The sequence below is a fragment of the Actinomadura luteofluorescens genome (assembly GCF_013409365.1).
In the GTDB taxonomy this organism is placed as follows: domain Bacteria; phylum Actinomycetota; class Actinomycetes; order Streptosporangiales; family Streptosporangiaceae; genus Spirillospora; species Spirillospora luteofluorescens.
On sequence record NZ_JACCBA010000001.1, the window covers coordinates 3331474 to 3355851 of the forward strand.

Sequence of the window (24378 nt, forward strand, 5' to 3'; positions counted from 1 at the left end):
AGGTCAGATAGCCTCGGGTGAGTGACCGACAGCGCGAATCCCACCATCGACATTCCCGCCGATCTCAGGCCCGCCGACGGCCGTTTCGGGTGCGGTCCCTCCAAGGTCCGTCCCGAGCAGCTCGCCGCCCTCGCCGAGTCCGGCTCGACCTACATGGGCACCTCGCACCGGCAGAAGCCGGTGAAGTCCCTCGTCGGCCGCGTCCGGGAGGGGCTGGCCGAGCTCTTCTCGCTGCCCGAGGGGTACGAGGTCCTGCTCAGCAACGGCGGCACCACGGCGTTCTGGGACGCGGCCGCGTTCGGCCTCGTCCGCCAGCGGTCGCAGCACCTGACCTTCGGCGAGTTCTCCAGCAAGTTCGCCAAGGTCACCACCGGCGCGCCCTGGCTGGGCGACCCCACCGTCATCTCCAGCCCGCCCGGAACGCACCCCGAGGCGTCCGCCGAGGAGGACGTGGACGTCTACGCGCTCACCCACAACGAGACCTCGACCGGCGTCGCCATGCCGATCAGGCGCCCGGAGGGCACGACCGCGCGGGACGGCCTCGTCCTGGTGGACGCCACGTCCGGCGCGGGCGGCCTGCCCGTGGACGTGTCCGAGACCGACGTCTACTACTTCGCGCCGCAGAAGTGCTTCGCGGCCGACGGCGGCCTGTGGGTCGCGCTCGCGTCCCCGGCGGCGCTCGAGCGGATCGACGAGATCGCCATGTCCGACCGGTACGTCCCGGAGTTCTTCAACCTGAAGACGGTCGTCGACAACTCCGCCAAGGACCAGACGTACAACACCCCGGCCGTGGCCACGCTGCTGCTGTTCGCCGAGCAGATCGAGTGGATGAACGGTCAGGGCGGCCTCGGCTGGACGACGTCCCGCACGGCCGACTCGTCCCAGCGGCTGTACACGTGGGCCGAGAAGACGTCCTACACGGCGCCGTTCGTGGTCGACCCGGCGCAGCGTTCGCAGGTCGTCGGCACGATCGACTTCAACGACGACGTGGACGCGGCCGCCGTGGCCAAGACGCTGCGCGCCAACGGCATCGTCGACACCGAGCCGTACCGCAAGCTGGGCCGCAACCAGCTGCGCATCGGCATGTTCCCCGCGATCGACCCGGGCGACGTCGAGGCGCTGACCGCCTGCGTCGACTACGTCGTCGAGCGCCTCTGAGACGAGCCGGAGCCCTCGGGGGGCCACGCCGCTCCCCCGAGGGCCGGTTCAGGCGACGGTCAGCAGACCGCCGGTGCCGCCCGCCCGCTCCACCACGCGCTGGAGCAGGCCGGCGCGGTCCCCTTCGGCGCCGGCCGGCGTGAAGCACGTCCCGGCGTGCGGGCCCGTTCCGGTCTCCCGCGCCGCGGGCGCGAAGGCCGTCGCGAGGACCTCGGGCAGGTCGCGCCGCCCGGGGCGCCGCTCCATGCCGACCTTCAGGTAGGCGCCCTCGCGCAGCAGCACGACGGTGGCGAACCGGACCCGGGTGTGCCGCTCGACCTCCCGGAACCAGCGCGGCTCGGACGCCCAGTAGATGTTCTGGTCGGTGTCCACCGCCATGGTCAGCGGGCTGAGCGCCCCGCGCGCCAGGTGCACCTCGGTGGGGCGGTCGCGCTCGACCCACGCCAGCGCGCCCCGTCCGGCCAGGGCCTGGACGACCCCGATGATCTCGGCCGGGGAGCCCGGCGCCGCCCGGCGGGTGTGCCCGATGGCCACGGCGGCGCGGTCGAGCTCGGACAGGAGCTCCGGCCGCCAGACCCCCGAGAACCCGCCGCGCCCGCTCACCACCCGGCAGCCCGCGCCGCCGGCCCCGCCGAGCCCCGGCTGGGCGCCGAGCAGCGCCAGGCCGGCCGAGCCGGTCCCCCGCTCCTCGGCGAGCGCGCCCAGCATGACGAACACGTCCGACGCCCGACCCGGGTCGGCCGCGAACGGCGAGCGCACCATCCCGAACAATCCGCACATGCAGGATGAGATGCGGACCATGGGCGGACGGTTCGAGGCCCCGTCCACCGGGCGTGACCTCCGGCGGCGGCCGCGGCCACGCCAGCCGGTGTACGGAAACCTGACCGTGTGAGTCGGATCAGTTGCGGAATGGCCCGCCTCGCTCAGCGGTCGAGGCCCCAGCGGTAGAGCACGTCACGTCCATGGGTCAGCCACGTCCCGTCTCTGAACGGCACGGCCGGAGTGAGGTCGTCAGGGTGGCTCTGGTCGGGATAGGCGATCATTCCCAGCGGCCGTCCGGAGCTCACCAGCCAGTGGCTGGACGGGCGCCAGCGCTCCGCGCCGAAGAGCTCGGTCTCGATCTCGTCATAGGCGTCCTCCATTGCGAGGAGCAGGAGATCGTCGCTCAGATGGCCGCCGCTGTGGCTGGTGAGGTTGGGGGCGATGTGCACCGGTTCGGTGTCCTGTTCGGACGCGAGGAGGTCGGCGCAGGTGACCATGGTGGCGGTGCCGTCTCCGCGGGCGGCGTGCCATCGCGCGTCGGTGGTGTCGCCGCTGTCGCTCAGCCCGATGGTGACGAATCCGGAGCCGGAGAGGTCGCCGTCCAGGAGCGCGCGATCCGCGGCGTGCGGGACCGCGCCGCCGGAGCCGACCCGGAAGGTCGTCGCCCGGGCGGCGACGCGGACGCCCACCGCCAAGGGGCGTGCGTCAGGCCCCACGACGAGGTCGACCGAACGTTGCCGGCCGCCGATCGGGACGGTCAGCCGGTCGATCTCGTCGCCCGCGACGCTGAAGAGCGCCAGGTCGATCGCTTTGTGCGGGTCCGTTCCGCCGGCCGCCGCCGGGTCGGGAGGGACGGCCAGCCACACCCGCGGTTCGGCCCCGGACGGCTGGACCCAGCGCACGTAGCGGACGGGGTTGCCCGCCGGGCCCGCCTCCGGGCGTTCCCACAGCAGCGTCCCGTCCCGCGTGACGAGCCGGTAGGAACTCGCGTCCACGAGCACGGCGTGGGACAGGTCCGGGGCGACCGGACCGGCCCCGATGATCGGCCGTCCACTGGCGCGACCGGGGAAGAAGGCCACCGGATCGGCGGACCGGGCTCCCTCGGCCGTCACGTCGTGGACTACTAACCCCTCATCGGTACGGATGAGCAGGCGCGGTACGGGGCCGGTGCGATCGATCACCCCGGCTCCGCTGCCCAGCAGCCCGGTGTCCTTCGTGCGGTACACGAGCAGCAGCCGTGGACGAATCACTCTTCCGACCTCCTTCGTGCGGTGCACGCCGCCAGAGACGATGCTCGGGGGCCCCGGGCCGGCGGCACGGTGAGGTCCGACCTGGCGGATTCAAGGATCTGACCAGGTCGGAATAAAGCTGTAAAGGTACGGTTTACCATTCGCGACCAGCGCCGCATGCGCGCCGCCCTGGAAATCAGCGACGTGCGGGAACCCGTCCGTCGCCTGCCCGACCCGATGCTGCTGGTCCCGGCCGGGATCGGGATGGGGACGTCAGGCCGTCCGGCGTGCTCGGTCTCCGCCTCGGCCGGTTAGGGCGGGACGCGCGGGTGATCGGGCTGCTGGCGACCTGCCTGCCCGGCGGCCTCGTGGCCCTGGGCATCATGATCGTCCGCCGGTCGCGCAGGGGCGAGTACTCGCTCGGCCCCTGGACGCTCTCCGGTGCGCTCTTCGCGGCGCCGGTCCTGCCCTCGGGATGAGATGCAGATCATGGGTGGACGGTTCGAGACGGCCGGGAGGCCGAATAAGCTCAGGGGCGTGAACCGCGCGCCCCAATGGCTGCTGCCCACCGTGCTGACCGCGCTCATCCTGGCCGTGGTCGTCGGGGCGCTGCTGGGCTGAGCGGCGCGGATCAGGTGATCGTCGGGGCGCGGAACGGGGATGATCGATCCATGTCAGCACGCCGGACCGCCGTCCGCGCGGGCACCGCGATCGCCCTCGCCGGCGCCCCGGTCTGCCTGCTCTGCCCCACCCCCGCCTCCGCCGGCACCGCCGCCGCCGGCACCGCCCGCGGCGACACGGTCGCCTTCACGATCAGGGACGAGCGGATCACCGAGTCCAGCGGGCTGGCCGCCAGCGCCCTGCACCCGGGCGTCGTCTACACCCACAACGACTCCGGCGGCGTCCCGAAGGTCTACGCGCTGGGTCCGGACGGGCGGGTCGTCGCCGTGCTCACGCTCGCCGGCGCGGGGGCCCGCGACTGGGAGGCGATGGCGATCGGCAAGGACGGCCGCGGCCGTCCGGCGATCTTCGTGGCGGACATCGGCGACAACCTCGGCGGCGCCTGGCCGTACGTGACCGTCTACCGGATCACCGAGCCCACCCGGCTGGTGAGCCGGACGCTCCCGGCGACCCGGTTCCGGATCAAGTACGAGGACGGGCCGCGCAACGCCGAGACCATGATGATCAACCCGCGCACGAACCGGCTCTACATCGTCAGCAAGCTGTTCGGCGGCAAGATCTACGAGGCGCCGGCGCGGCTGCGGACCGGCGGCTTCAACGTGCTGCGCAAGGTCGGGGACGCCCCGGCGATCGCGACCGACGGCGCGTTCGCCCCCGACGGGCGGACCTGCGTCATCCGCACCTACTTCGGCGCCCGCCTGTACTCGGTCGGCGCCGACGGCCGGCCCGGCAAGACGATCGAGTCCCTCGGCGTGCCCGCCCAGAAGCAGGGCGAGTCAGTGACCTACACCGCCGACGGGAGGTCGCTGCTGGTGGGTTCCGAGGGCAGGAACCAGCCGGTGTACCGGCTGCCGCTGCCGGAGAGGGCGCGCCCGGCCCCGGCGCCCTCCCCCGGGAAGGCGGCGGGCGCGGGGAAGGACGCCACCGACGGCCGGCTGGACTCGGCCGACACCCGGATGGCGCTGTTCCTCGCCCTCGGGATCACGGCGGCGGTCGGCTACGGCCTGGTGCGGCGGCGGCGGTGAGACGGCGGCGGCGTGCTCACGCGACCGGTGAGACTCATGTGACGGCGGTGGAGCCCGGACCTGACCGGCGCGATGGATGTCGGTTCCGGAGGGCGACCGGATCGTGGAAGGGGGCGACGGTCCCGCGGGGACCCGTGTGAGGATGCGGACTGTGGAGCATGAGCTGGTGGGCCTCGCGGGATCCGGCGGCCGGTGGCGCCCCGTCGCCGCGGGTCCCTTCACCGTCCTCGCGGTGGCGCTGGCGCTTTTGCCGATCCGGCCGGTGTGGCTGTGGGCCGCGCTGATCGGCGCCGTCGCCGCGTTCCCGTGGCTGCTCGGGGCGGTCCCGGAGGCGCGCCGCCGCCGCCCGCGCCCGTACTGGCGGCTGTCGGCGGCCGGGCTGGAGCGGGTCGGCCCCGGCGGGCTGACGATGGTCTCCTACGAGCGGTCCCGGCTCGACGGCCTGGCCATCACCACCGGCGACGGCGTCCTGACCGTCTTCCACCGGTTCGGCCGCACCGCCGTGGGCGGGATGACGGCGATGGGCCTGGAGCCGCTCGCGGTGTTCGTGGCGGCCCGCAGGCTCGGCATCCCCATGCACGTCCTGGACGGCGAGGCCTCCGACCTGCTCGACCCCGCGCTCGACGAGGCCCTGCGCGTGTCCGGGCTGGAGGACGACGTCCCCGGCGGCGGCCCCCTGCCGCGCGACCACGCCGCCGAGAAGCGGCTGCTGGACCAGGAGGCCGCCCTGCTGGCCGCGGCGCACGAGCCGCCCCCCGAGCCGCTCTCCCGCCGCGCGTCCCGCGCGGCACCCGACGAGCAGCGGCTGGCCACGCCGGAGCCGCTCCCGAGCCGCCGCCGGATCGTGCTCCTCGGCGCGCTCACCGCCGTGCTCGGCGCCGTCATGATCGTCCGGATCGCGCTGGACGGGACGGGCGAGTTCGGCGCCCGGCTCGCCGCGGGCTGCTGGGCGCTCGCCGCGATCGGCGGCGTCCTCGCGGCCCGCCGCCGGCTGCTGCGGGCCGCACAGGTCCGCTGGACGATCACGGCGGAGCGGCTGCTGGTGCGGGCCCGCCCCGGCCGCCGCCGCGAGACCCAGGACCTGCGCGCCGAGAGCGTCGCCGCGGTCGTCGTCGGGCCCGGCCTGCGCCTGGACCCGGTGAGCGGCGAGCCGCGCCGCGCCGACCTCGCCGCGCTGGCGTTCGGGCACCGGCTGGAGCTGGTGGCCCGGCTGCCCGCCCACGGCCTGGACGGCTTCCAGCTCGCGCACGCCCTCGACGACCACGGCTACCGCGTGATCACCCCCGGGGCGCGGTCGCCGCGCCGTCCCGACTACGGGCTCGAAGGGCTGCCGGAGATCTTCGCGCAGGTGCCCGGCGGGCGCCTGGTCGTGGAGGGCGACGGGCTCGGCTGGGCCGACGCCGCCGGCGACGTCGTGCTGAAGATGCCCCAGGACCGCATCGGCGGCATCGAGTTGCTGACCGTCTCCGGGCACGCCTGGGTCCGGCTGTACGACTCCGACGGCGACGAGTTCTTCTCGGCGCCGCTGTCGTCGCTGCGGATCTCCCGCACCGACCTGCGCGACTCGGCCCGCCGCGCCGGGCTCCCCGTCAACGACGCCGAGTACGACGCCTACCTGAGCGCCGCGTTCCACTCGGCCATGTCCTCGCTGTCGGCCCCCGACCCGGCGCCCGCCGCGGCCCTGCCGGCGCAGGGCGTCGCGCAGGAGGGGGCGGCGTCCCGGCCGGAGCCGTCCGGCGAGCCCGATCTCGTCTTCCCCGTCCACACTCCGCCCAGCCCGGTGACCGCGCCGGGCACGGTCCTCGACGCGACCCGCCGGTCCCGCGTCGGCACCTACGGGATGAGCGTCCTGCTGTGCGAGGCGGTGGCGCTGCTGGGCGCGGTGTGGCTCGGCCCCGACCTGGGCGGGTTCAACGCCACGGCGCTGTGGTCGATGCCGGCCGGGCTCTTGATCGGGCTTCTCGGCTACTGGCTGTACGACCGCAACCGGTCGCAGCTGCGGGTGTCGTCCGCCGGGGTCGCCGTCGTCACCCGGCGCGGCCGGGTCGAGTGGGACCTGGCCCGCGACCGTCTCGGCGGCGTCGGCATCGACGACGCCGTCGAGCGGATGCCCCGGCTCGTGGTGTGGGGGCCGTCCGGGCGGGTGCTGCGCCAGATCACGTTCCCGCCCGACCTCGGCGAGCTGCGCCGCGCCTGCGAGCGCTACGGCGTCCCCTGGGGCCCGCCGGACGCCGACCGCCCCGCCCCTCCCCCGCCGGAGCTGTGACGCAGCGGCCACGCCATCAGAGGCTCGTACTCCAGCTGGGTGTTGTCCTTGCCCGGCAGGTGGCTGCGCACCAGCTGGACGGTGTCCGCCGTCCACGGCATGCCCGCGAACGATGACAGCGCCTCGACGAGCGACCGCACGTCCACCGGCCGCCGGGACCGCGCCAGCGTCATGTGCGGGCGGAAGCCGCGGTGCTTGTCGGGGATCGTCCCGACGCGGCGGCCCGCGGCGGTGGTGGAGGCGGCGAGCCTCGCCAGGGCGCGCCGGTCGCCGTACAGGCCCGTCCACAGGACGCGGGCGTGCGCGCCGTTGCCGGGGAACGCGCCCGCGCCCGCCAGCGACAGCGTCATCCGCTCATGGCGGCGGACGGCGCGTTCCAGCCTCGGGAGCAGGCGCTCCAGGGTGCGGTCGTCGACCTCGTCGAGGAACGTCAGCGTGACGTGCAGCAGGTCGCGCCGGATCCAGCGCAGCTCGGAGACCGTTCCGAGATGGGGCCGGACGGCCTCCGCGAGCTCGTCCAGGACGTCCGGCGGCGGGACGAGCGCCACGAAAAGCCTCATGAACGCTTCCACAGGGCCACCCCGCCAGCCTTTCAGCAGGCGGCGTTCCTTGTCACGCAAATAGGGCCAACCGAATCGCCGTACACAGCCGGTTTTATGAACCGCGCGCGGCCCTTTACCGCGCGGCGACCCGGCGCTCGTCGGCCCTCCACCGCGCGGCCAGGGCGCCCACGGCGAGGGCGGCGACGACGGAGACCAGCCCGCCGAGGACGAGGGAGGCCCGCGCGCCGAAGTGCTCGGCCAGCCAGCCGACCGCGGGCGCGCCCAGCGGGTTCGTCCCGAGGAACACCAGCATGTAGAGGGCCATGACGCGGCCGCGCATCTCGGGCGCGACCCCGAGCTGGACGGACGCGTTCGCCGCCGTCATGATCGTCATCATCGCGATGCCGGTCGGCACCAGCAGCGCCAGGAACGACCAGTACGTCGGCATCAGGCCGGTGAGGACCTCCAGCGCCCCGAACACCAGGCCCATCACCACCAGCAGCCGCAGCCGGGGCCGGGCCACCCTCCGGGCGGCCAGGAGGGCGCCGCTGAGCGCGCCCAGCGCCAGCATGCTCGACGCGAGGCCGAACGCGGAGGCGTCGCTGTGGAAGACCTCCTTGGCCACCAGGGCGACCGTAGTGCTGAAGTTCATGCCGAACGTGGCGAGGAAGCCGATGAGGATGAGCACGAGCATCAGGTCGCGGCGCCCGCGCACGTAGCGGAGCCCCTCGCGGAGCTGGCCCTTGGCGCGCTTAACCGGCGCGGCCTGGTGCAGTTCGTCCCCCCGCATGGCGTAGATGCCGAGCAGGACGGCGCCGAACGACGCCGCGTTCACCAGGAAGACCGGGCCGGTGCCGATCAGCGCGATCAGCACGCCGGCGACGGCCGGGCCGAGCAGCCGCGCGCCGTTGAAGGTGGCGCTGTTCAGCGCGATCGCGTTCGGCAGGTCGCGCTTGCCGACCATCTCGACCACGAACGTCTGGCGGGTCGGGTTGTCCACGACGGTCGCGACGCCGAGCCCGAACGCCAGCACGTACACGTGCCACACCTGCGCCGTGCCGGAGATCGCGAGGAGGCCGAGGATCAGCGCGAGCACGCCCATCGACACCTGCGTCAGCATCAGCACGCGGCGCTTGGAGTAGCGGTCGGCGATGACGCCGCCCCACAGGCCGAACAGCAGCATCGGCAGGAACTGCAGGCCGGTCGTGATGCCGAGCGCGGTGCCGCTGCCGTGGGCGAGATCGAGGACGAGCCAGTCCTGCGCGATCCGCTGCATCCACGTCCCGGTGTTGGAGACGACCTGGCCCGCGGTGTACAGGCGGAAGTTGTGGTTGCGGAGGGAGCGGAACATGCCGGCGCGGCCTTCGGGCTCCTCGGGCTCCGCGGGTTCCTCGGGCGTCTCGGCGCGGTCGGGCCGTTCCGGGCTCGGGGTCCCGGGGGCGTCCGGTCCGGGCGCGGGCGTGGGCTCCGGGACGTCCGCCACGGCCTCCTGGAACGGTCCGGCCTTGTCCGTCACGGTCGCGGCGGGGGCAGTGGGCGCGGCGGGCGCGGTGGAGGCGGTGGCGTCCGGGCGCGCGGCGGGGCGGGCGGGCGCGTGCGCGGCGGGACGCGGGGAGGGGCGGCGACGGCGGGAGCGGGCGGGGCTCGCGAGGGCGGCGGTCCGGGCCGGGTGTGCGGCCCGCCGCCCGCGGGCCCCGCGCGTCGCGGGCCCCTCGGGTTCGTCGGGGGTTTCGTTAGCAGAAGTCATTACCAAGGCTAACGGTAATCGCGACGCCCGCATTCCGGCAAGCGCGAGAAAACCTGATCAAGCGGACAGCTGCCCCCGCGCGCCTTGGCGGCGGGGTCAGGAACGGCTGAGCTTGTCGATGACGGGGGCGGCGCGGCGGAGGATCTCGCGCTCCTCGTCGGTCAGCTCGCTGAGGCGCAGGGCGAGCCAGGCCTCCTTGCGGCGGCGCTCGTCGGCGAGCAGGGCGGCGCCCTCGTCGGTTGCGTTCAGCACGACCTGGCGCCCGTCGGTCGGGTGCGGGCTGCGCGCGACGAGCCCCCGATCCTCCAGGTAGGCGATGACGCGGGTCATCGAGGGCGGCTGCACCTTCTCGTGGTCGGCCAGCTCGCGCGGTGTCATCGACCCGTGCCGCTCGATGGCGGCGAGCGCGGCGAACTGCGTGAGCGACAGCGTGCTCGCCTCGCCCGCCGCGGACGGCCGCAGCGTGCGCAGCCGGCGCGACAGCCGCGCGATCGAGATGCGCAGCTCCTCGGCCAGCCCCGGCGCGGACGCCGTGCGGCCCCGGATCGGTGGCATTGTCATCGTCCTCGGTCTCCTGTGCTGCCCATGCTGCCACGCCGCCACTTGACACTGTCGCTAATCTTCTTAGCCTTACAGCTAAAGAGATTTAGAGGAGGTCGCGATGCCCCGTGCGGGACTGTCGCCCGACGCGGTCGTGGACGCCGCCGTCGCCGTCGTGGACGCCGAGGGCCCCGGTGCCCTCACGCTGGCGGCGGTGGCGGGAAGGGCCGGGGTCGCGACCCCCTCCCTGTACAAGCATGTCCGCAATCTCGCCGAGTTGCGACACCTGGTGACCGCCCGCGTCCTGGAGGAGCTCGCCGAACGGCTCGGGGAGGCCGCGCTCGGGCGGTCCGGCGACGACGCCGTCCGGGCGCTGATGTACGCCTACCGGGCGTACGTGGTCGCGCATCCGGGCCGCTACGGGGCGATGGAGCAGACGGCGGAGCCGGAGGGCGTCCCGTCGGGCGACGCCGCGGAGCGGCTGCTGAACATCCTGTACGGGGCGTTGCGCGGCTACGCCCTGGAGGGGCCGGAGCTCGTCCACGCGGCGCGCTGCCTGCGCTCGGCCGTCCACGGGTTCGCCGTCCTGGAGGCGGCGGGCGGTTTCGGGCTGCCCGCGGACCTGGAGGCCAGCTATGAGCTGCTCATCACGATGGTCATCAGCGGACTGGCGGGCCGGGGCCGCGTAGCCTGAGCGCATGAGCCCTCCGCGCCGCCCGGACCCGCCGCCGATGCAGACCAACGACGTCCGCGTCGCGGCCGCAGGGGCGCTCGCCTGGGCGGTGGCGCTCGTCGTGCTGCTGATCGTCGGACTGCCGTCGCAGGACCGCTGGTGGCTGTGGGTGTGCTGCGTCGGCATCGGGATCGGGCTGTTCGGCGTGTGGTACGTCCCCAGGCTCCAGGCCGGGCGGGCCCGGCAGGAGGCCGACCGCGCCGCCAAGCGCGAGGCGTCCCGCTGAAGCCCGCCGGGCCTCGCTAGGGCTCCAGGTCGTCCTCGGCGAGCAGGACGGGCAGGGTCTCGGGGGCGCGCAGGACGGCCTCCAGCAGGAGCCGGTCGCCCCAGTGCCCGGCCGACCACGCCAGGGCCCGCGCCAGGCCGGCGGCGCCGCTCGCGTGGATCCGGCCGTCCCTCGTCCACCACGGGACTTCCTGGCCGTCCACGATGAGGCGCTCATGGGCGAGGTACTCGCCGGGGGCACCTGGCAGGACCGCCCTGACGACCTCCGGGACGGGACGGTCCACCCCGTCCGACTCCACCACCCCCGGGATCTCGTCCCCGGCGAGCGGCAGGTCCAGGAGTTCGGCGAGGCGCGCGTCGCGGCCCTGCGCGGCGATGACGAGCGGCTGCCCTTCGAGGAGGGGAAGGACGTCGGGGCCGTCGAGGACGAGGGCGTCCGCCGCGTCGACCACCTCGACGTCGCCGTCCACGACCGCCCGCACACGGTCGGGCGGCTCGACCGCCGCGTCCGGGGCGTCGGCCAGCGCCGTCCAGAGCCCGCCCAACTGGGCCCGCCCCACCGGACGCTGAGCATCGCCCAGGCGATCGAGCAGTTCCTGCGCGCCCCCGGGCTCGTCGAGCAGTTCCACCAGTGACGTGCGGACGCCCAGAGCGAGCAGGAGATGCTCGTCAAGGCCCTGGGGCGCGACGTCGTACAGCCCTGCCAGCGCCTCATCGCCGCCCAGGCGGAACTCCCCCGGCCTGCGGCCGTCCAGAACGGGACGGCGGCTCAGCCACCACGCCGTGTAGGACGGGACGGCGACACGCCGCCCGGTGTGCAGGGCGACATGGGCGGGGTCCACGATCGCGGACCGCCACGGCGGTGCGGCGAGGACCCTGAGCGCCGCCGCCCAGTCGTCGACGAGTTCGAGGTCGCGGACCGCCGTGAACTCGGGGACGAGCGGGGGGAGGTCCTGCTCGCCGATCCGGCGCAGCACCTCGTCGGCCCACAGGTCCTCGTCGTCGAGGTCGAGGCTCTCGGCCTCGTCGGCGAGACCCGTGAGGTTGACGTCCTCGGCCTTGGCCAGCGCGAACCCGTCCAGGACGCCGGCGGCCGCGAGCGTCTCCGCGCCCCACCGCTCCAGGACCTCGCCGTCCACGACGCCGAACGGGGCGTCGTCGGCCATGAGCCCACGCAGCGGACTGTCCGGCAGCAGCAGCTCGCCCGCCGGGTAGAGCTCGCCGTCGTCGCCGGGCAGCGCGAGCTCGGCCAGCCACGGCTCGTCGCCGGGATCGGCGTGCGCGGCCGCGACCAGTCCCAGCACGGCCTCGGCGACCGCGTCGGGGTCGTCGGAGTCGAAGGACTCCTCGACGGCCGCCCGCACGGCCGCGTCGGCCAGCACGGCCCGCGGGCCGGCCTCGACCGCGCCGAGCCGCGCCAGGAGCGGGTGCACGGCCTCCGGGTGGACGAAGCGCAGCCCCAGCACGTCCAGGCCCGCGGGATCGACGCCGTCCGCGATCAGCAGCCCGCGCGGCCCCCGCACCACGCGCCCCGTCCCTCCCGCCAGTGGCACCGGGAGAGCTCCCAGCGCGTCCGTGGCGGCTCCGGTGAGCGCCTCGTACACCCGATGCCACCACGCCGGTTCCCGGTCCACAGCGGCCAGCTCGTCGATCACGTCGGCCAGCTCGACCCGCCGCACGCCGAGCGCCGCCAGCGCCGGGCTCCGCGCGGGCCACTCCGGCGGCAGCAGGCCGCCCACGACGGCGTCGCCACCGGTGTCTCCGCCGCCGAGCACCTCCACGAACGCGGCGGGCGCGTCCACGGCGATCGCGTCGCGCCCGCGGGTGCGGTGCGGCAGGACGGGCGCCTCCGGGAGCCGCTCCCGGACCACGCGCCGGATCCGCGCGTCCAGCTCCCCGGCGGCGATCGGCCCCGGCACGAGATCCAGCACCCTTGGGGAGACGGGCAGCTCGCCGAGCAACCGCACGTAGGCCTCGGCGGCCCGGTCGATGAGGAAGTCCGTCAGCGCACCGGGCGCGACATGCCGCCTGTCGGGCGCGAGCGGGAACGACGCGATGAGCAGCGCGGGCAGGTCGAGACGCTCGTCGCTGGGGGTGGGCGCATGCAGGACGCCGGGCGTGCCCTCCGGGAGCCCCTCCTCTGGCAGGGCCCACCGCACCTGCCAGAACGGCCGGGCCCGCTCCTCCACGGGACGGTCCCGCAGGAGCTCCGCTGGGAGCTCCCCGTGCTCCTCGACCGTCCGCCACAGGCCGCCGTCGATGACCACTTCGCCCGGGGCGCGCCGTTCGGCGGTCAGCGTCCGGACGTCCCCGTCGACGTCGATCTCGACGTGCTCAAGAGCGGGCAGCGCCAGCATGAGCGCCGCCCCCACCTGCCCGAGCTGCCGCCGGACCGGCTCGACCGCCTCGTCCCGCAGCGGCAGCCGCACGACCGTGTCGTAGCCCTCCGGGACCTCGGGAGCCCGCTCCAGAGCGAACGGCAGCCGCAGCAGCGGCACGTGCCCGCCGCGCCGCCCCAGCTCCTCCTCCAGGCCCGCGATCCCCTCGACCAGCTCCCTGGCCCGCACCGACGACCACTCGACCCCCGCCGTCCCCGACGCGACGGCCGGGGTGTCGGACACCGCGACGACGGCGGCGAAGCCCACGCCGAAGCGGCCGGCGGTGGCCGGCTCGTCGCGCTTGGCCGAGGCGCGCAGCGTCGAGAGGGCCTCCACGCCGGCGGCGTCCAGCGGCGCCCCCGTGTTCGCCGCGATCAGCAGCGGCTCCCCGCCGGTGCGCAGCGTCAGGGCGAGGCGGCCGGGCACCGCGGCGCGCCGGGCGGCGTCGGCGGCGTTCTGCGCCAGCTCGATGACCACGCGGTCGCGGTAGCCGCCGAGCGCGTGGTCCTCCTCGGCGTTGGCGTCCTCGCGGAAGCGCGCCGGGGACTCGGCCCAGGCGCGCAGGACCCGCTCACGCAGCGCCCGCGCGCCGAACACGTCCTCCATGGGATCAGCTGTGGCCGAGGGCCTCGTCGTCGAGGGACGCGGCGTCCTCGTCACCGCCGGTGGGGACGACCTCGTAGCCGAGCTCGTCGATGACCGGCGGGTTGTGCTCGGACACCGCCGGAAGGGAGACGGCCTCGGAGTGCGCGCCGCAGCCGTGGTCGGCGGAGACGACGCGGCCGTCGTCGGGCGCGTACTCGTTGGCGCAGACGCCGAAGACCTGCCGCAGCGCGCCCGCCAGCACCACGTAGAAGCCGCACGTGGAGCACTGGGCGGGGGCGGACGCGGCGATAGGGGCGCGGGGCCCGGCGACGCCGTCGTACCAGCGGGCGGCGGCCTCGTCGCGGCCCTCACGCGACAGCACCCGGACGCGGCCGAGGCCGAGCTCCCACTGGGCCTCGCGGTCGGTCGACTCGTCCACCTGCGTGAAGCCGGGCGCGAGCCGCACGTCGTCGGGCGCGGTCGGCAGCAGGTCGCCGGGGCCGAGGTCGCCCGGGCGCAGCCGCTCCAGCCACGGCACCCACGGCGGCGCGAGGAGCGCGTCGTCGCCGGGGAGCAGGACGCACTCGCTGACCGTGACGTTCCTGGCGCGCGACGCGCGGGTCACCGTCACGGCCCACCGCCAGCCGGTGTACGCGGGGTCGAGGCACACGAAGTAGTGGGTGACCACCCGGTCGCCCTCGGCGCGCAGGCCGAGGTGCTCGCCGACCCGGGTCTGGCCGGCGGTGTCCTCGGCGGCCTCCCGGGCGAGGTCGACCGCCTCGGCGCAGGCGGAGTCGACGGCGGGTGTGCGGGGCCGGCGGGCGGCCGCGGTCGTGGTGCGCGCGGCGGCGGAGCGCGCGGGGCTGGACTGGCGCTGTGGGCTCACATGTCAATTCTCGCCCATGCGGGCACGTGACCCGCACAAGGCGGGCGCCGTCCGCGAGGTGATCCGGCATTCCAGCGGGGAACGTACCCTCAGTCGAGGACTCCGATGGCCGCCCCCGGTCCCGAGCCGGGCCGACCGCGAGGAGAGATCAGGGCGCATGGCAGAGCGGACACGGGCGGGTCGGTCCGCACGCGCCGTCACCGGTGGTGCGGCGCGGGCGTGCCGCGCAGCGCGCTCCGCCGCGCTCGGCACGGGACGGCTCACCCGCCGCGTCACCCACGCGCAGGGCGCCGGCCGGAGCGGGCTCGGCAGCCTGATCGAGTCGTGCGCGTTCAACTCCGCCGGGGACGCGCTGGTCACGGTCGCGCTCGCCGGAACCCTGTTCTTCGGCCTGGACGTCGACCAGGCGCGCAGCCAGGTCGCCCTCTACCTCGTCGTCACCATGGCGCCGTTCGCGCTGGTCGCGCCGCTGATCGGCCCGGCGCTGGACCGGGCGAGGCACGTCCGCCGGTACGCGATCGCGAGCACGTTCGTGATGCGGGCGCTGCTGTGCTGGGCGCTGGCGAGCGCGCTCCCGCACGGCGACCAGGTCACCTTCCTGCCGGCCGCGTTCGGCGTGCTCGTGCTGTCCAAGGCCTTCGGGGTGCTGCGGGCCGCGGTGACCCCGCGCGTCCTGCCGGACGAGATCTCGCTGGTGACGGCGAACGCGCGCTGCTCGTTCGCCGGGCTCATCGCCGCGTCGATCACCGCGCCCGTCGGCGCCGGGCTCGCCGTGCTGATCGGGCCGGGCTGGGTGCTGCGCATCGGGACGGTCCTGTTCCTGCTGGGCGCCGTGTTCACCGTGCGGCTGCCCCGGCACGTGGACGTCCCCGAAGCCGAACGGGCGGCGGAGAGCGCCGCCCCGCGCCGCCGGTGGCGGGCGCTGCCGCGCGTCGGCCCGGTCGTCGCCGAGGCGATGCAGGCGAACGCGGTGCTCCGCGCGTTCTCCGGCTTCCTGATCATCTACCTGGCGTTCCTGCTGCGCCAGGAGCGGTTCGACCCCGTGTCGCACCATGTCGCCCTCGGCCTGCTGGCGGCGTGCGCGGGCGCGGGCGGGCTGATCGGCACCGCGCTCGGCGCCTGGATGAAGGCGCGGGCGCCGCGGTTCATCGTGTCGGCGACGCTGGCGACCGTCACCGGCGTCACCGCCGCGGGCGCCGCGTTCTTCGGGCTGTGGGCGGCCCTCGCCGTGGCGACCGCGGCCGGGCTCGGTCAGGTGCTCGGCAAGCTGTCCATGGACGCGGTCGTGCAGCGCGAGATCGGCGAGGAGGTGAGCTCGTCCACCTTCGCGGTGTCGGAGACCCTGCACCAGCTCAGCTGGGTCCTCGGCGGGCTGCTCGGCCTCGGCATGTCGATCGTCGCGGACGGGCGGCTCGCGCTCGCCACCGTCGCGGCGGCGCTCGCCCTCGCGTCCGGGCTGCTGGTGATGCGGCAGGCCGGAGCCCGGCGTGCGGCCGGCCGGCCCGACCCCGCCGGCCCGCTCAAGGACGCGCACCACGAGATGCGCGCCTGACCCCCGGGAACGCCCGGGCGGCCGGAGGCGTCAGGGCGCCAGGTCGTCGGCGACCGCGCGCAGCACGATGGCGATCTTCTTGGCCTCCGCGGGCGCCGGGTGCTTGCCCCGCCGGTAGGTGTTGGAGATCCCGTCCAGCAGCTTGATCAGGTCCTCGGTGATGACGACCATCTCGTCGGGCTTCTTGCGCCGCTGCTTGGCGATGGTCTTCTCCACCGACGGCAGCGTCTCCAGCACCCGCACCTGCAGGGCCTGCTGACCGCGGCGCCCCTCGACCACGCCGAACTCGATGCGCTGGCCCGGCTTGAGGGTCGTGACCCCGGCCGGCAGCGCCGACGAGTGCACGAAGACCTCACCGCCGTCGTCGCGGGTGAGGAAGCCGAACCCCTTGTCGGAGTCGTACCACTTGACCTTGCCAGTCGGCACCGGAGACCTCGTTCGGTAATCGTCCTGAATCGACCCCAAGATTAGTGCCTCGCAGCGGGCCGGTGAACATGCCGGGGGCCCCCGCGACGCCTACGGGGCAACGCGATCGACGCTATCCCGGACGTCCCGGAACGGCATCCGAATATCGCCGCCCAGCTCAGCCCGCCGGGAGCGGCTCAGCCCGCCCCGAAGCCCCCGAGCCAGCCGGGGAACGCCAGCAGGTCCGGCAGGACGACGTCCGCGCCGTAGGCGCTGAGGGCCGCCGAGTCGAACGCGCCGGTCGCGACGGCCACCGCCACCGCCGACGCGGCCCGTGCGGCGTCCACGTCGCCGGTGTGGTCGCCGATGTAGGCGCCGGCGCCGTGCTCGCGCAGCGCGGCGCCCTTGTCGGCGCCGAACAGGCCGCCCACCACGGCGTCCGCCGCCAGCCCGAGGAACCGGACGGTCCGCTCGGTGTCGGCCTGGTTCTTGCCCGACACGACGACCACCCGCCCGCCGCGGGCCCGCACGGCCTCCAGCGCGGCGGCCGCGCCCGGCATCAGGACGGTCGCCGGGACCGCGACGTCGGCGTAGATCGCCCGGTAGCGCGCCGCCATCGCGGGCACCCGCTCCGGCGGGAACCAGTACGCCAGCTCCTCCTCCAGCGGCGGCCCGATGCGCCGCACCACCTGGCCGGTGTCGATCGGGACGCCCGTCTCCGCCGCCAGGGCCGCGTAGACGGCACTGATCCCGGCGCGGGTGTCGGCGAGGGTCAGATCGAGGTCGAAACCGATGGCGAGGCCGTCGCGGGACGGCGCGGAGGAGGGAAGATCGAGCACGTCCACAGGGTAAGGGGGCTGGACACACGCAAGGACCCGCGCTCTCCTGGTAGTGGCGATGCGACGGGATCCGAGTAGGAGAGCGCGGGACCGTGCTGCGGATATACCCGGGCCCTCGACCACAAACCACCTGACCAGGGAAAACACAGCACACGAACGCACCATCCCCGCCCCAAGGACGCATCGCCCCGACCCGGTGAAGGAGGCCGCACATGGCAGGGACCCAGACCGAGCCAGGCGGTGACCACCGCGCCCCGCGCGCCCGCCGGATCCCCGCCGCCGCCGCTGCGCGCCGCCGCGCCGTCGGCCTTCTCGCGGCGGCGGTGTCCATCGTCACCACGCTCGTGGTGACGATCCTGGCCGTGCACATCGTCTTCGTGGCGTTCGAGGCCAACACCGCCAACGACCTCGTCCGCTGGTTCGGGGACCGCGCCACCGACCTGTGCTGGCAGTTCAAGGACGTCTTCCAGCCGGACAACCCCAAGGTGGAGGTCGCCGTCAACTACGGTCTGGCCGCCCTCGTCTACCTGGTGGTCGGACGCATCCTCGTCGGCCTCGTCCGCCGCCTGGGCTAGTCGCCGCCCGGGTCAGTCGCGGCCGGGGAAGCGGACCTTGTCGAAGGGCCACGCCGTGCCGACCCATTCGCGGACGAACCCCTCCAGCTCCTTCTCCAGGACGGAGTTCTCCTCGTCCGCGCGCACCCAGAAGACGACCACCGCGTCCGAGCCGGGACGGTCCGAGGGGGCGACGTGGATGCGGCCGAGCTGCCGCTCCCCGTCCGGTGTGATCACGACGTAGCTGAACGAGCGCCGCAGCTGCCCCTGCTTCTGCAGCCACGCGACGTCGATCAGGGCCTGCTCGAAGGTGAACTCGCGGTCGGGCCAGCCCCACTCGGGCCCGAACCGCCCGGCCAGCCGGTCCAGGCTGCCGATCACGGCGCCGTAGTCCTTGACGACGTCGTGCACGGTGATCGGACGGATCTGGAAGTCGGGTCCGGCCACCAGCGTGGGCACCACGAAGTCCTCGGGCAGGAAGGCCCCGTCGGCCGCCTTCCGCGGAGACTTGAACATCGCCGACCTTTCCGACGACGCCCCTCCGGCGACGGGGCGCGGACGAAGGAACTCTAGTCGCCGGGCGGCCCGCCGCGAGCGGCATCACGGATTCGGGCGCGCCGCGCGCGACCGGGCGGCCCGCCGCGTGAACATGCCTTACTGTTCTTGCGGAGGAATTCATCACCATGACGACATCTACGCGCGATCGCATCGTGACCGAGTCGCTCCGGTTGTTCGCCGACCGGGGCTACGCGGCGACGTCGGTCGCCGAGATCGAGGCGGCGGCCGGCCTGTCCCCGGGCGCGGGCGGCCTCTACCGGCACTTCCGGTCCAAGGAGGAAGTGCTCTCCTCGGCCATCCGCGAGCACATCGAGCGGACCCGCCGGCAGATAAGCGACGTCCTCACGCAGTCCACCGCGTTCGAGGAGCGCCCGCTCGAAACCCGGCTGCGCATGACGTGCCAGGCCGGGCTCGCCAAGATGCGCGAGGAGCAGGACCTCATCCGGGTCCTGTTCCGCGACCTCGACCAGTTCCCGAACCTGGTCGCGGAGATGCGCGAGGGCATCGTCAACCCGCTCTACGACGGGATCGCCACCTGGCTCGCGGCGCAGCCCGAGTTCGAGGGCTCCGACGAGGACTGGCCGGCGGTCGCGTCGATCCTCGGCGGCGCCGTGGTGAACTACTGGCTGGCGAACGAGGCGATGTACGAGCCCCCAACGCGCATCGACGAGAAGCGGTTCGTGGAGAGCTGGGCTCGGCTCGGCCTCGGGCTGGTGCACCTGGAGCGCACGCCCGCCACCTGATCGCGGCACGGCCGAGTTCCCCACCTCGCGCGGGCCTCTAACCTGGAGGCCCGCGTGCCTGCGGCATGCACGCGACTTAAAGTTGGGGAACGGCATGGAAACGTATGCGGACTGGTTGCGGGCGCGCGGCGACGACGAACTGCGCGCGCTGCTGTCCGCGCGTCCCGAACTGCTCGCCCCCGTCCCCGCCGACCTGACCGCGCTCGCCGCCCGCGCCGCCACGCCCACCGCCGTGTCCCGCGCGCTCGACCGGCTCGACCGCTTCACCCTCGCCGTCCTGGAGGCCCTGCTCGTCCTGCCCGCCCCGGCCGGGCCGGACGCGCTCGCCGCCGCCCTCGGCGCCACCTCCGAGCAGACCTCCGGCGCGCTCGCCACCCTCCGCCGGTTCGCGCTGGCCTGGGGGGACGGCGCCCCGGCCACGGCGCCCGGCGTCCGGCAGAGCCTGCCGCACCCCGCCGGGCTCGGGCCGCCCGTCCGGGAGGTCTTCGCGGGCTACCCCGCCGAGCGGCTCACCGACCTCGTCACCGACCTCGACGGCGAGGCGCCGCGCGGCTTCGCCGACTCCGGCCGCCTCCTCGCCCGGCTCACCGAGCTGCTGAGCGACCCCGCCGCCCTGATCGAGGACGCCGGGCCCGAGGCGCGGGCCGCCCTCGACCAGCTCGCGTGGGGCCCGCCGGTCGGGCGCGTCGCCGACGCGCGCCGCCCCGTCCGGCTCGACACCGCGACCACCCCCATCGAGCGGCTCCTGGCGCGCGGCCTCCTCGCCGCCGAGGACGACCGCACCGTCACGCTGCCCCGCGAGGTCGCCCTGCACCTGCGCGGCGGGGTGCTGCTCCGCGACGTCCCCGCCGAGCCGCCCCCGCTCACCCCGGCGGCCGGGCCGCGCCGCGAGGACGTGGTCGTGCGCGCCGCGGCGGGCGAGGCCGCGGGCGCCGTCCGGCTGATCGAGGAGCTGCTGGAGCGCTGGGGCCTGGAACCGCCGCCCGTCCTGCGCAGCGGCGGCCTCGCCGTCCGCGACCTGCGCGCCGCCGCGACGCTCCTGGACGTCCCGGAGTGGAAGGCCGCCCTGCTCGTCGAGGTCGCCTACGCGGCAGGCCTGCTGACCCGCAGCGGCGACCTCGACGGCGAGTGGCTGCCCACCCCCGCCTACGACCTGTGGCTGATGCGCGACACCGCCGGGCGCTGGACGGAGCTGGCCCGCGGCTGGCTGAAGTCCGACCGCGCCGCCGGGCTCGCCGGAGACCGCGACGACCGCGACCGGCTCATCAACGCCCTCAGCGAGGCGATGACGCGCAGCAGCGCACCGTCCACCCGCCGCGCCGTCCTGGACGTCCTCGCCGGCGCTGACCGCGGCGTCGCCGTCGGCGAGGACGCGCTCCGCGCCCGGCTCGCGTGGCTGCGGCCCCGCCACGGCGGGCCCGCCCGCGACCGCCTCGTCGGCTGGACGCTCCGCGAGGCCGCCGCCCTCGGCCTCACCGGCTTCGGGGAGCTGGCCCCGTTCGGCCGCGACCTGCTCGCCGGCGACGACCCCGAGCCCGCGCTGGAGAAGTACCTCCCCGACCCCGTCGACGAGATCCTCGTCCAGGCCGACCTGACCGCCGTCGCGCCGGGCCCGCTGGTCACCGAGCTCGCCCGGGAGCTCGCGCTCGCCGCCGACGTCGAGTCCACCGGCGGCGCCACCGTGTACCGCTTCACCCCCGAGTCCGTCCGCCGGGCCCTGGACGCGGGGCGCACCGCCGCCGACGTCACCGACCTGCTCACCCGGCACTCGGCGACCCCGCTCCCGCAGCCGCTCCTCTACCTGATCGACGACGTCGCCCGCCGGCACGGCCACCTGCGCGTCGGCGCCCTGTCGTCCTACGTCCGGACCGACGCGCCCGCCACCCTCGACGAGATCCTCGCCGACCGGCGCGCCGCGCCGCTGCGCCTGTACCGCCTCGCCCCGACCGTCCTGGCGTCCGGGCTGCAGCGCGCCGACCTGCTCGACGGCCTGCGCGCCATGGGCCTCGCCCCGGTCGCCGAGGCGCCCGGCGGCGGCGTGATCGTGACCCGGCCGGACGCGCAGCGCGCCGACCCGCCGCCCACCGCCGAGATCGTCCGGTTCCGTCCCGACGACCGCACCGACGCCTCGATGATCTCCGCGGCGGTGCGGGCGCTGCGCGCCGGCGACGAGGCGTCCCGGCACGGCGCCGAGCAGGCCCGGCAGGCCCCGTCCGGCGAACCGCCCCGCTCTCCCGCGATGGCCACCGTCGAGCGGCTGCGCGGCGCCGTCGAGCGCGGCGGCCGCGTCTGGATCGGCTACCTCGACCAGCAGGGGCAGGCGTCCAGCCGCATCGTCGAACCCGTCCGCGTCGAGGGCGGCTTCCTCACCGGCTACGACGCGACCCGCGCCGCCGTGCACCGCTTCGCGCTGCACCGCATCACCGGCGTCTCCGAACTCGACGACGCCTCCTGAACCGTCCCGGCGACGCCCGCCGCTGTCCGGAACCGGACGCCGGAAACGATGGGAACCGGCGAACCTCGCATACGGTCAAAACAAGTGTTGATCGGACGGGGTAGCGTGTCCGGGCGAATGGTGCGAGGAGGCTCCCGATGAGCGGGTACGGAGGGCGTCCGCCGTCGGGCTGGGACGACCCCTACGGCGGAGACCAGAGCTGGGACACGGGCGGCGCCTACGGGCAGCCGCACGGGCAGAGCTACGGCTACACCACCCAGCCGGGCTACGGCCAGCCCGGCTACGGATACGGATACGGCTACGGGCCCCCGGGCGTCCCCTACCAGGCCACGAGCAACGGCTCCACCATCGCCGCGCTCGTCTGCAACGCCGTCGCCATCGTGCTGTGCTGCAACATCGTGGCGATCCCCGGCGTGATCACCGCGGCGATCGCCCTCGGCCGCGTCCAGACCGACCCGCCGTCCGCCCGGAGGCTGACGATCTGGAGCTGGTCGCTCTTCGCCGCGTCGATCCTCATCGGCATCGCCTTCCTGATCGTCTACATCCTGATCGGCACGATGTCCGAGCCGGACTACGGCTCCTCCGGGGGGATCTGACCGGCGCGCCCGGACCGCCCGCACGCAATAAAGGCGGCCGCCGGGGCGTTGAAGACCCCAGTCCTCTCCGGAACGCGCGAAGCGCCGCCGCCGCTCGGGTAGCGTGCGGCAGCGATGCCACTGTCCGGACGAGGCATCGATCTTCCGAAACCCGACGGGGGCTTCTGCTTTGACCGACGGTCCGCTCATCGTCCAGTCCGACAAGACGCTGCTGCTGGAAGTCGACCACGAGCTGGCCGACGCCTGCCGCAAGGAGATCGCCCCGTTCGCCGAGCTCGAACGGGCGCCCGAGCACGTCCACACCTACCGGGTGACACCGCTCGCGCTGTGGAACGCGCGCGCCGCCGGCCACGACGCCGAGCAGGTCGTCGACACGCTGATCCGCTTCTCCCGGTACCCCGTCCCGCACGCCCTGCTCGTGGACGTCGCCGACACCATGGCCCGGTACGGGCGGCTGCGGCTGGAGAAGGACCCCGTGCACGGCCTCATCCTGTCGTCCTCCGACCGGTCGGTCCTGGAGGAGGTGATGCGCGCCAAGAAGATCAAGGGCATGATCGGCGACCGGGTCGGCGACGACGCCGTCGCCGTCCACCCGAGCGAGCGCGGCGCCCTCAAGCAGGCCCTGCTCAAGCTCGGCTGGCCCGCCGAAGACCTCGCCGGCTACGTGGACGGCGAGGCCCACGCCATCTCCCTCGTCCAGGACGGCTGGGACCTGCGCTCCTACCAGAGCGAGGCCGCCTCGGCGTTCTGGCACGGCGGCTCCGGCGTCGTCGTCCTGCCCTGCGGCTCCGGCAAGACCATCGTCGGCGCCGCCGCCATGGCCCGCGCCCAGGCGACCACGCTGATCCTCGTCACCAACACCGTCTCCGCGCACCAGTGGAAGCAGGAGCTGCTGCGCCGCACCTCCCTCACCGAGGACGAGATCGGCGAGTACACCGGCACCAAGAAGGAGATCCGGCCGGTCACCATCGCCACCTACCAGATCATGACGACGCGCCGGAAGGGCGCCTACGCGCATCTGGAGCTCTTCGACGCCCGCGACTGGGGCCTGGTCGTCTACGACGAGGTCCATCTGCTGCCCGCGCCGATCTTCCGGATGACCGCCGACCTCCAGGCCCGCCGCCGCCTCGGCCTCACCGCGACCCTCGTCCGGGAGGACGGCCGCGAGGGGGACGTGTTCTCCCTCATCGGCCCCAAGCGGTACGACGCGCCGTGGAAGGACATGGAGGCGCAGGGCTGGATCGCGCCCGCCGACTGCGTCGAGGTGCGCGTCACCCTCACCGACTCCGAACGGCTCGCCTACGCGACCGCCGAACCCGAGGAGCGGTACCGCTTCTGCGCCACCACCGACACCAAGACCAAGCTCATCCAGGCGCTCGTCGACCGGCACCGCGGCGAGCAGACCCTCGTCATCGGGCAGTACATCGACCAGCTGGACGAGCTGGGCTCGCTCCTGGACGCTCCGGTCATCAAGGGCGAGACCCGCATCCGCGAGCGGGAGCGGCTGTTCGAGGCGTTCCGCAGCGGCGAGATCGGCGTCCTGGTCGTCTCCAAGGTGGCGAACTTCTCCATCGACCTGCCGGAGGCGTCCGTCGCCGTCCAGGTCTCGGGCGCCTACGGGTCCCGGCAGGAGGAGGCCCAGCGGCTGGGGCGTCTCCTGCGGCCCAAGGCGTCCGGCGCGGGGGCACGCTTCTACGCCGTCGTGGCACGCGACACCTTGGACCAGGACTACGCCGCCCACCGGCAGCGCTTCCTGGCCGAGCAGGGCTACGCGTACCGGATCGTCGACGCCGACACCGTCCTCGCCGGCGACGAGTTCTGACGCCTCACCGCGGGTGGTGCTCCCTTCCCTGACGGGCTCGCTGAGCACCGCCCACCCGCCGAGGGGGGCGCGCCGGCACAGGCTCCGCCTTGCCCGC

General features: G+C 74.7%; 23 protein-coding genes. 13 read left to right on the top strand and 10 right to left on the bottom strand.

Features of this window, described 5'->3' with window-relative positions:
* Positions 1-21 precede the first annotated feature (21 nt).
* Positions 22-1158 carry a phosphoserine transaminase gene (serC, locus tag BJY14_RS15330; RefSeq protein ID WP_179844226.1) on the top strand — a complete coding sequence of 379 codons (1137 nt, stop codon included), beginning with the start codon at positions 22-24 and terminating at the stop codon, positions 1156-1158.
* A gap of 48 nt (positions 1159-1206) precedes the next feature.
* On the opposite strand, the gene BJY14_RS15335 is transcribed toward serC, so the two are convergent.
* Positions 1207-1959, bottom strand: a complete 753-nt coding sequence (locus tag BJY14_RS15335) for a hypothetical protein (RefSeq protein WP_179844227.1) — start codon at positions 1957-1959, stop codon at positions 1207-1209.
* Positions 1960-2081: 122 nt separating this feature from the next.
* Positions 2082-3170, bottom strand: coding sequence for a hypothetical protein (locus BJY14_RS15340; protein ID WP_179844228.1), 1089 nt, complete (start codon positions 3168-3170; stop codon positions 2082-2084).
* 266 nt (positions 3171-3436) lie between these two features.
* Here BJY14_RS15340 and BJY14_RS15345 point away from each other — a divergent pair, with 266 nt between their 5' ends.
* The 4 genes from BJY14_RS15345 to BJY14_RS15355 all read left to right on the top strand — a co-directional run bounded on the left by BJY14_RS15345 (position 3437) and on the right by BJY14_RS15355 (position 7121).
* Positions 3437-3628: a hypothetical protein gene (locus BJY14_RS15345; RefSeq protein WP_179844229.1), complete on the top strand. Its 192-nt coding sequence runs from the start codon at positions 3437-3439 to the stop codon at positions 3626-3628.
* Positions 3629-3638: 10 nt separating this feature from the next.
* Positions 3639-3770: a hypothetical protein gene (locus BJY14_RS46525; protein ID WP_258944711.1), complete on the top strand. Its 132-nt coding sequence runs from the start codon at positions 3639-3641 to the stop codon at positions 3768-3770.
* Positions 3771-3820: 50 nt separating this feature from the next.
* The gene (locus BJY14_RS15350) at positions 3821-4855 is read left to right on the top strand and encodes a YjiK family protein (RefSeq protein ID WP_246395923.1); all 1035 of its coding nucleotides are present in this window, start codon (positions 3821-3823) and stop codon (positions 4853-4855) included.
* Between the two features lie 142 nt (positions 4856-4997).
* A complete protein-coding gene (locus tag BJY14_RS15355) occupies positions 4998-7121 on the top strand; it encodes a hypothetical protein (protein ID WP_218905390.1) in 2124 nt (707 codons plus the stop codon).
* Here BJY14_RS15355 and thpR read toward each other — a convergent pair.
* The 3 genes from thpR to BJY14_RS15370 all read right to left on the bottom strand — a co-directional run bounded on the left by thpR (position 7058) and on the right by BJY14_RS15370 (position 9971).
* Positions 7058-7681, bottom strand: a complete 624-nt coding sequence (gene thpR / locus BJY14_RS15360; RefSeq protein ID WP_179844231.1) for an RNA 2',3'-cyclic phosphodiesterase — start codon at positions 7679-7681, stop codon at positions 7058-7060. The two genes, BJY14_RS15355 and thpR, sit on opposite strands and share 64 nt — an antisense overlap.
* Before the next feature lie 115 nt (positions 7682-7796).
* A complete protein-coding gene (locus BJY14_RS15365) occupies positions 7797-9014 on the bottom strand; it encodes an MFS transporter (protein WP_246396763.1) in 1218 nt (405 codons plus the stop codon).
* Between the two features lie 492 nt (positions 9015-9506).
* Positions 9507-9971 carry a MarR family transcriptional regulator gene (locus tag BJY14_RS15370; protein ID WP_179844232.1) on the bottom strand — a complete coding sequence of 155 codons (465 nt, stop codon included), beginning with the start codon at positions 9969-9971 and terminating at the stop codon, positions 9507-9509.
* A gap of 100 nt (positions 9972-10071) precedes the next feature.
* On the opposite strand from BJY14_RS15370, the gene BJY14_RS15375 reads away from it, so the two are divergent.
* Both BJY14_RS15375 and BJY14_RS15380 read left to right on the top strand, forming a co-directional pair.
* Positions 10072-10644 (top strand): TetR-like C-terminal domain-containing protein, encoded by a 573-nt coding sequence (locus tag BJY14_RS15375; protein ID WP_179844233.1) that lies wholly within the window; start codon positions 10072-10074, stop codon positions 10642-10644.
* A gap of 4 nt (positions 10645-10648) precedes the next feature.
* Positions 10649-10909 (top strand): DUF2530 domain-containing protein, encoded by a 261-nt coding sequence (locus BJY14_RS15380; RefSeq protein ID WP_179844234.1) that lies wholly within the window; start codon positions 10649-10651, stop codon positions 10907-10909.
* Positions 10910-10925: 16 nt separating this feature from the next.
* On the opposite strand, the gene BJY14_RS15385 is transcribed toward BJY14_RS15380, so the two are convergent.
* Together BJY14_RS15385 and BJY14_RS15390 are read right to left on the bottom strand one after the other, a co-directional pair.
* Positions 10926-13892: a sacsin N-terminal ATP-binding-like domain-containing protein gene (locus tag BJY14_RS15385; protein WP_179844235.1), complete on the bottom strand. Its 2967-nt coding sequence runs from the start codon at positions 13890-13892 to the stop codon at positions 10926-10928.
* Positions 13893-13896: 4 nt separating this feature from the next.
* On the bottom strand, positions 13897-14757 hold the full coding sequence (locus tag BJY14_RS15390; RefSeq protein ID WP_179844236.1) for a DUF3027 domain-containing protein: 861 nt from the start codon (positions 14755-14757) through the stop codon (positions 13897-13899).
* Between the two features lie 157 nt (positions 14758-14914).
* Here BJY14_RS15390 and BJY14_RS15395 point away from each other — a divergent pair, with 157 nt between their 5' ends.
* Positions 14915-16309, top strand: a complete 1395-nt coding sequence (locus BJY14_RS15395; protein WP_179844237.1) for an MFS transporter — start codon at positions 14915-14917, stop codon at positions 16307-16309.
* Between the two features lie 30 nt (positions 16310-16339).
* On the opposite strand, the gene BJY14_RS46530 is transcribed toward BJY14_RS15395, so the two are convergent.
* On the bottom strand, positions 16340-16735 hold the full coding sequence (locus tag BJY14_RS46530; protein ID WP_179844238.1) for a cold-shock protein: 396 nt from the start codon (positions 16733-16735) through the stop codon (positions 16340-16342).
* Between the two features lie 176 nt (positions 16736-16911).
* Positions 16912-17553 (bottom strand): HAD family hydrolase, encoded by a 642-nt coding sequence (locus BJY14_RS15405; RefSeq protein WP_258944718.1) that lies wholly within the window; start codon positions 17551-17553, stop codon positions 16912-16914.
* A 212-nt stretch (positions 17554-17765) separates the two neighbouring features.
* Between BJY14_RS15405 and BJY14_RS15410 the strand changes: the two genes are divergently transcribed.
* Positions 17766-18128: a hypothetical protein gene (locus BJY14_RS15410; protein WP_179844240.1), complete on the top strand. Its 363-nt coding sequence runs from the start codon at positions 17766-17768 to the stop codon at positions 18126-18128.
* A 12-nt stretch (positions 18129-18140) separates the two neighbouring features.
* Here BJY14_RS15410 and BJY14_RS15415 read toward each other — a convergent pair whose 3' ends face one another.
* Positions 18141-18623, bottom strand: coding sequence for a GNAT family N-acetyltransferase (locus BJY14_RS15415; RefSeq protein WP_218905396.1), 483 nt, complete (start codon positions 18621-18623; stop codon positions 18141-18143).
* 167 nt (positions 18624-18790) lie between these two features.
* Here BJY14_RS15415 and BJY14_RS15420 point away from each other — a divergent pair, with 167 nt between their 5' ends.
* The 4 genes from BJY14_RS15420 (at position 18791) to BJY14_RS15435 (ending at position 24281) form a co-directional block, all read left to right on the top strand.
* Positions 18791-19408: a TetR/AcrR family transcriptional regulator gene (locus BJY14_RS15420; protein WP_179844241.1), complete on the top strand. Its 618-nt coding sequence runs from the start codon at positions 18791-18793 to the stop codon at positions 19406-19408.
* Between the two features lie 94 nt (positions 19409-19502).
* Positions 19503-21863 carry a helicase-associated domain-containing protein gene (locus BJY14_RS15425; RefSeq protein ID WP_179844242.1) on the top strand — a complete coding sequence of 787 codons (2361 nt, stop codon included), beginning with the start codon at positions 19503-19505 and terminating at the stop codon, positions 21861-21863.
* A 137-nt stretch (positions 21864-22000) separates the two neighbouring features.
* A complete protein-coding gene (locus BJY14_RS15430; RefSeq protein ID WP_179844243.1) occupies positions 22001-22459 on the top strand; it encodes a hypothetical protein in 459 nt (152 codons plus the stop codon).
* A 169-nt stretch (positions 22460-22628) separates the two neighbouring features.
* Positions 22629-24281, top strand: coding sequence for a DNA repair helicase XPB (locus BJY14_RS15435; RefSeq protein WP_179844244.1), 1653 nt, complete (start codon positions 22629-22631; stop codon positions 24279-24281).
* The last annotated feature ends 97 nt before the right edge of the window (positions 24282-24378 follow it).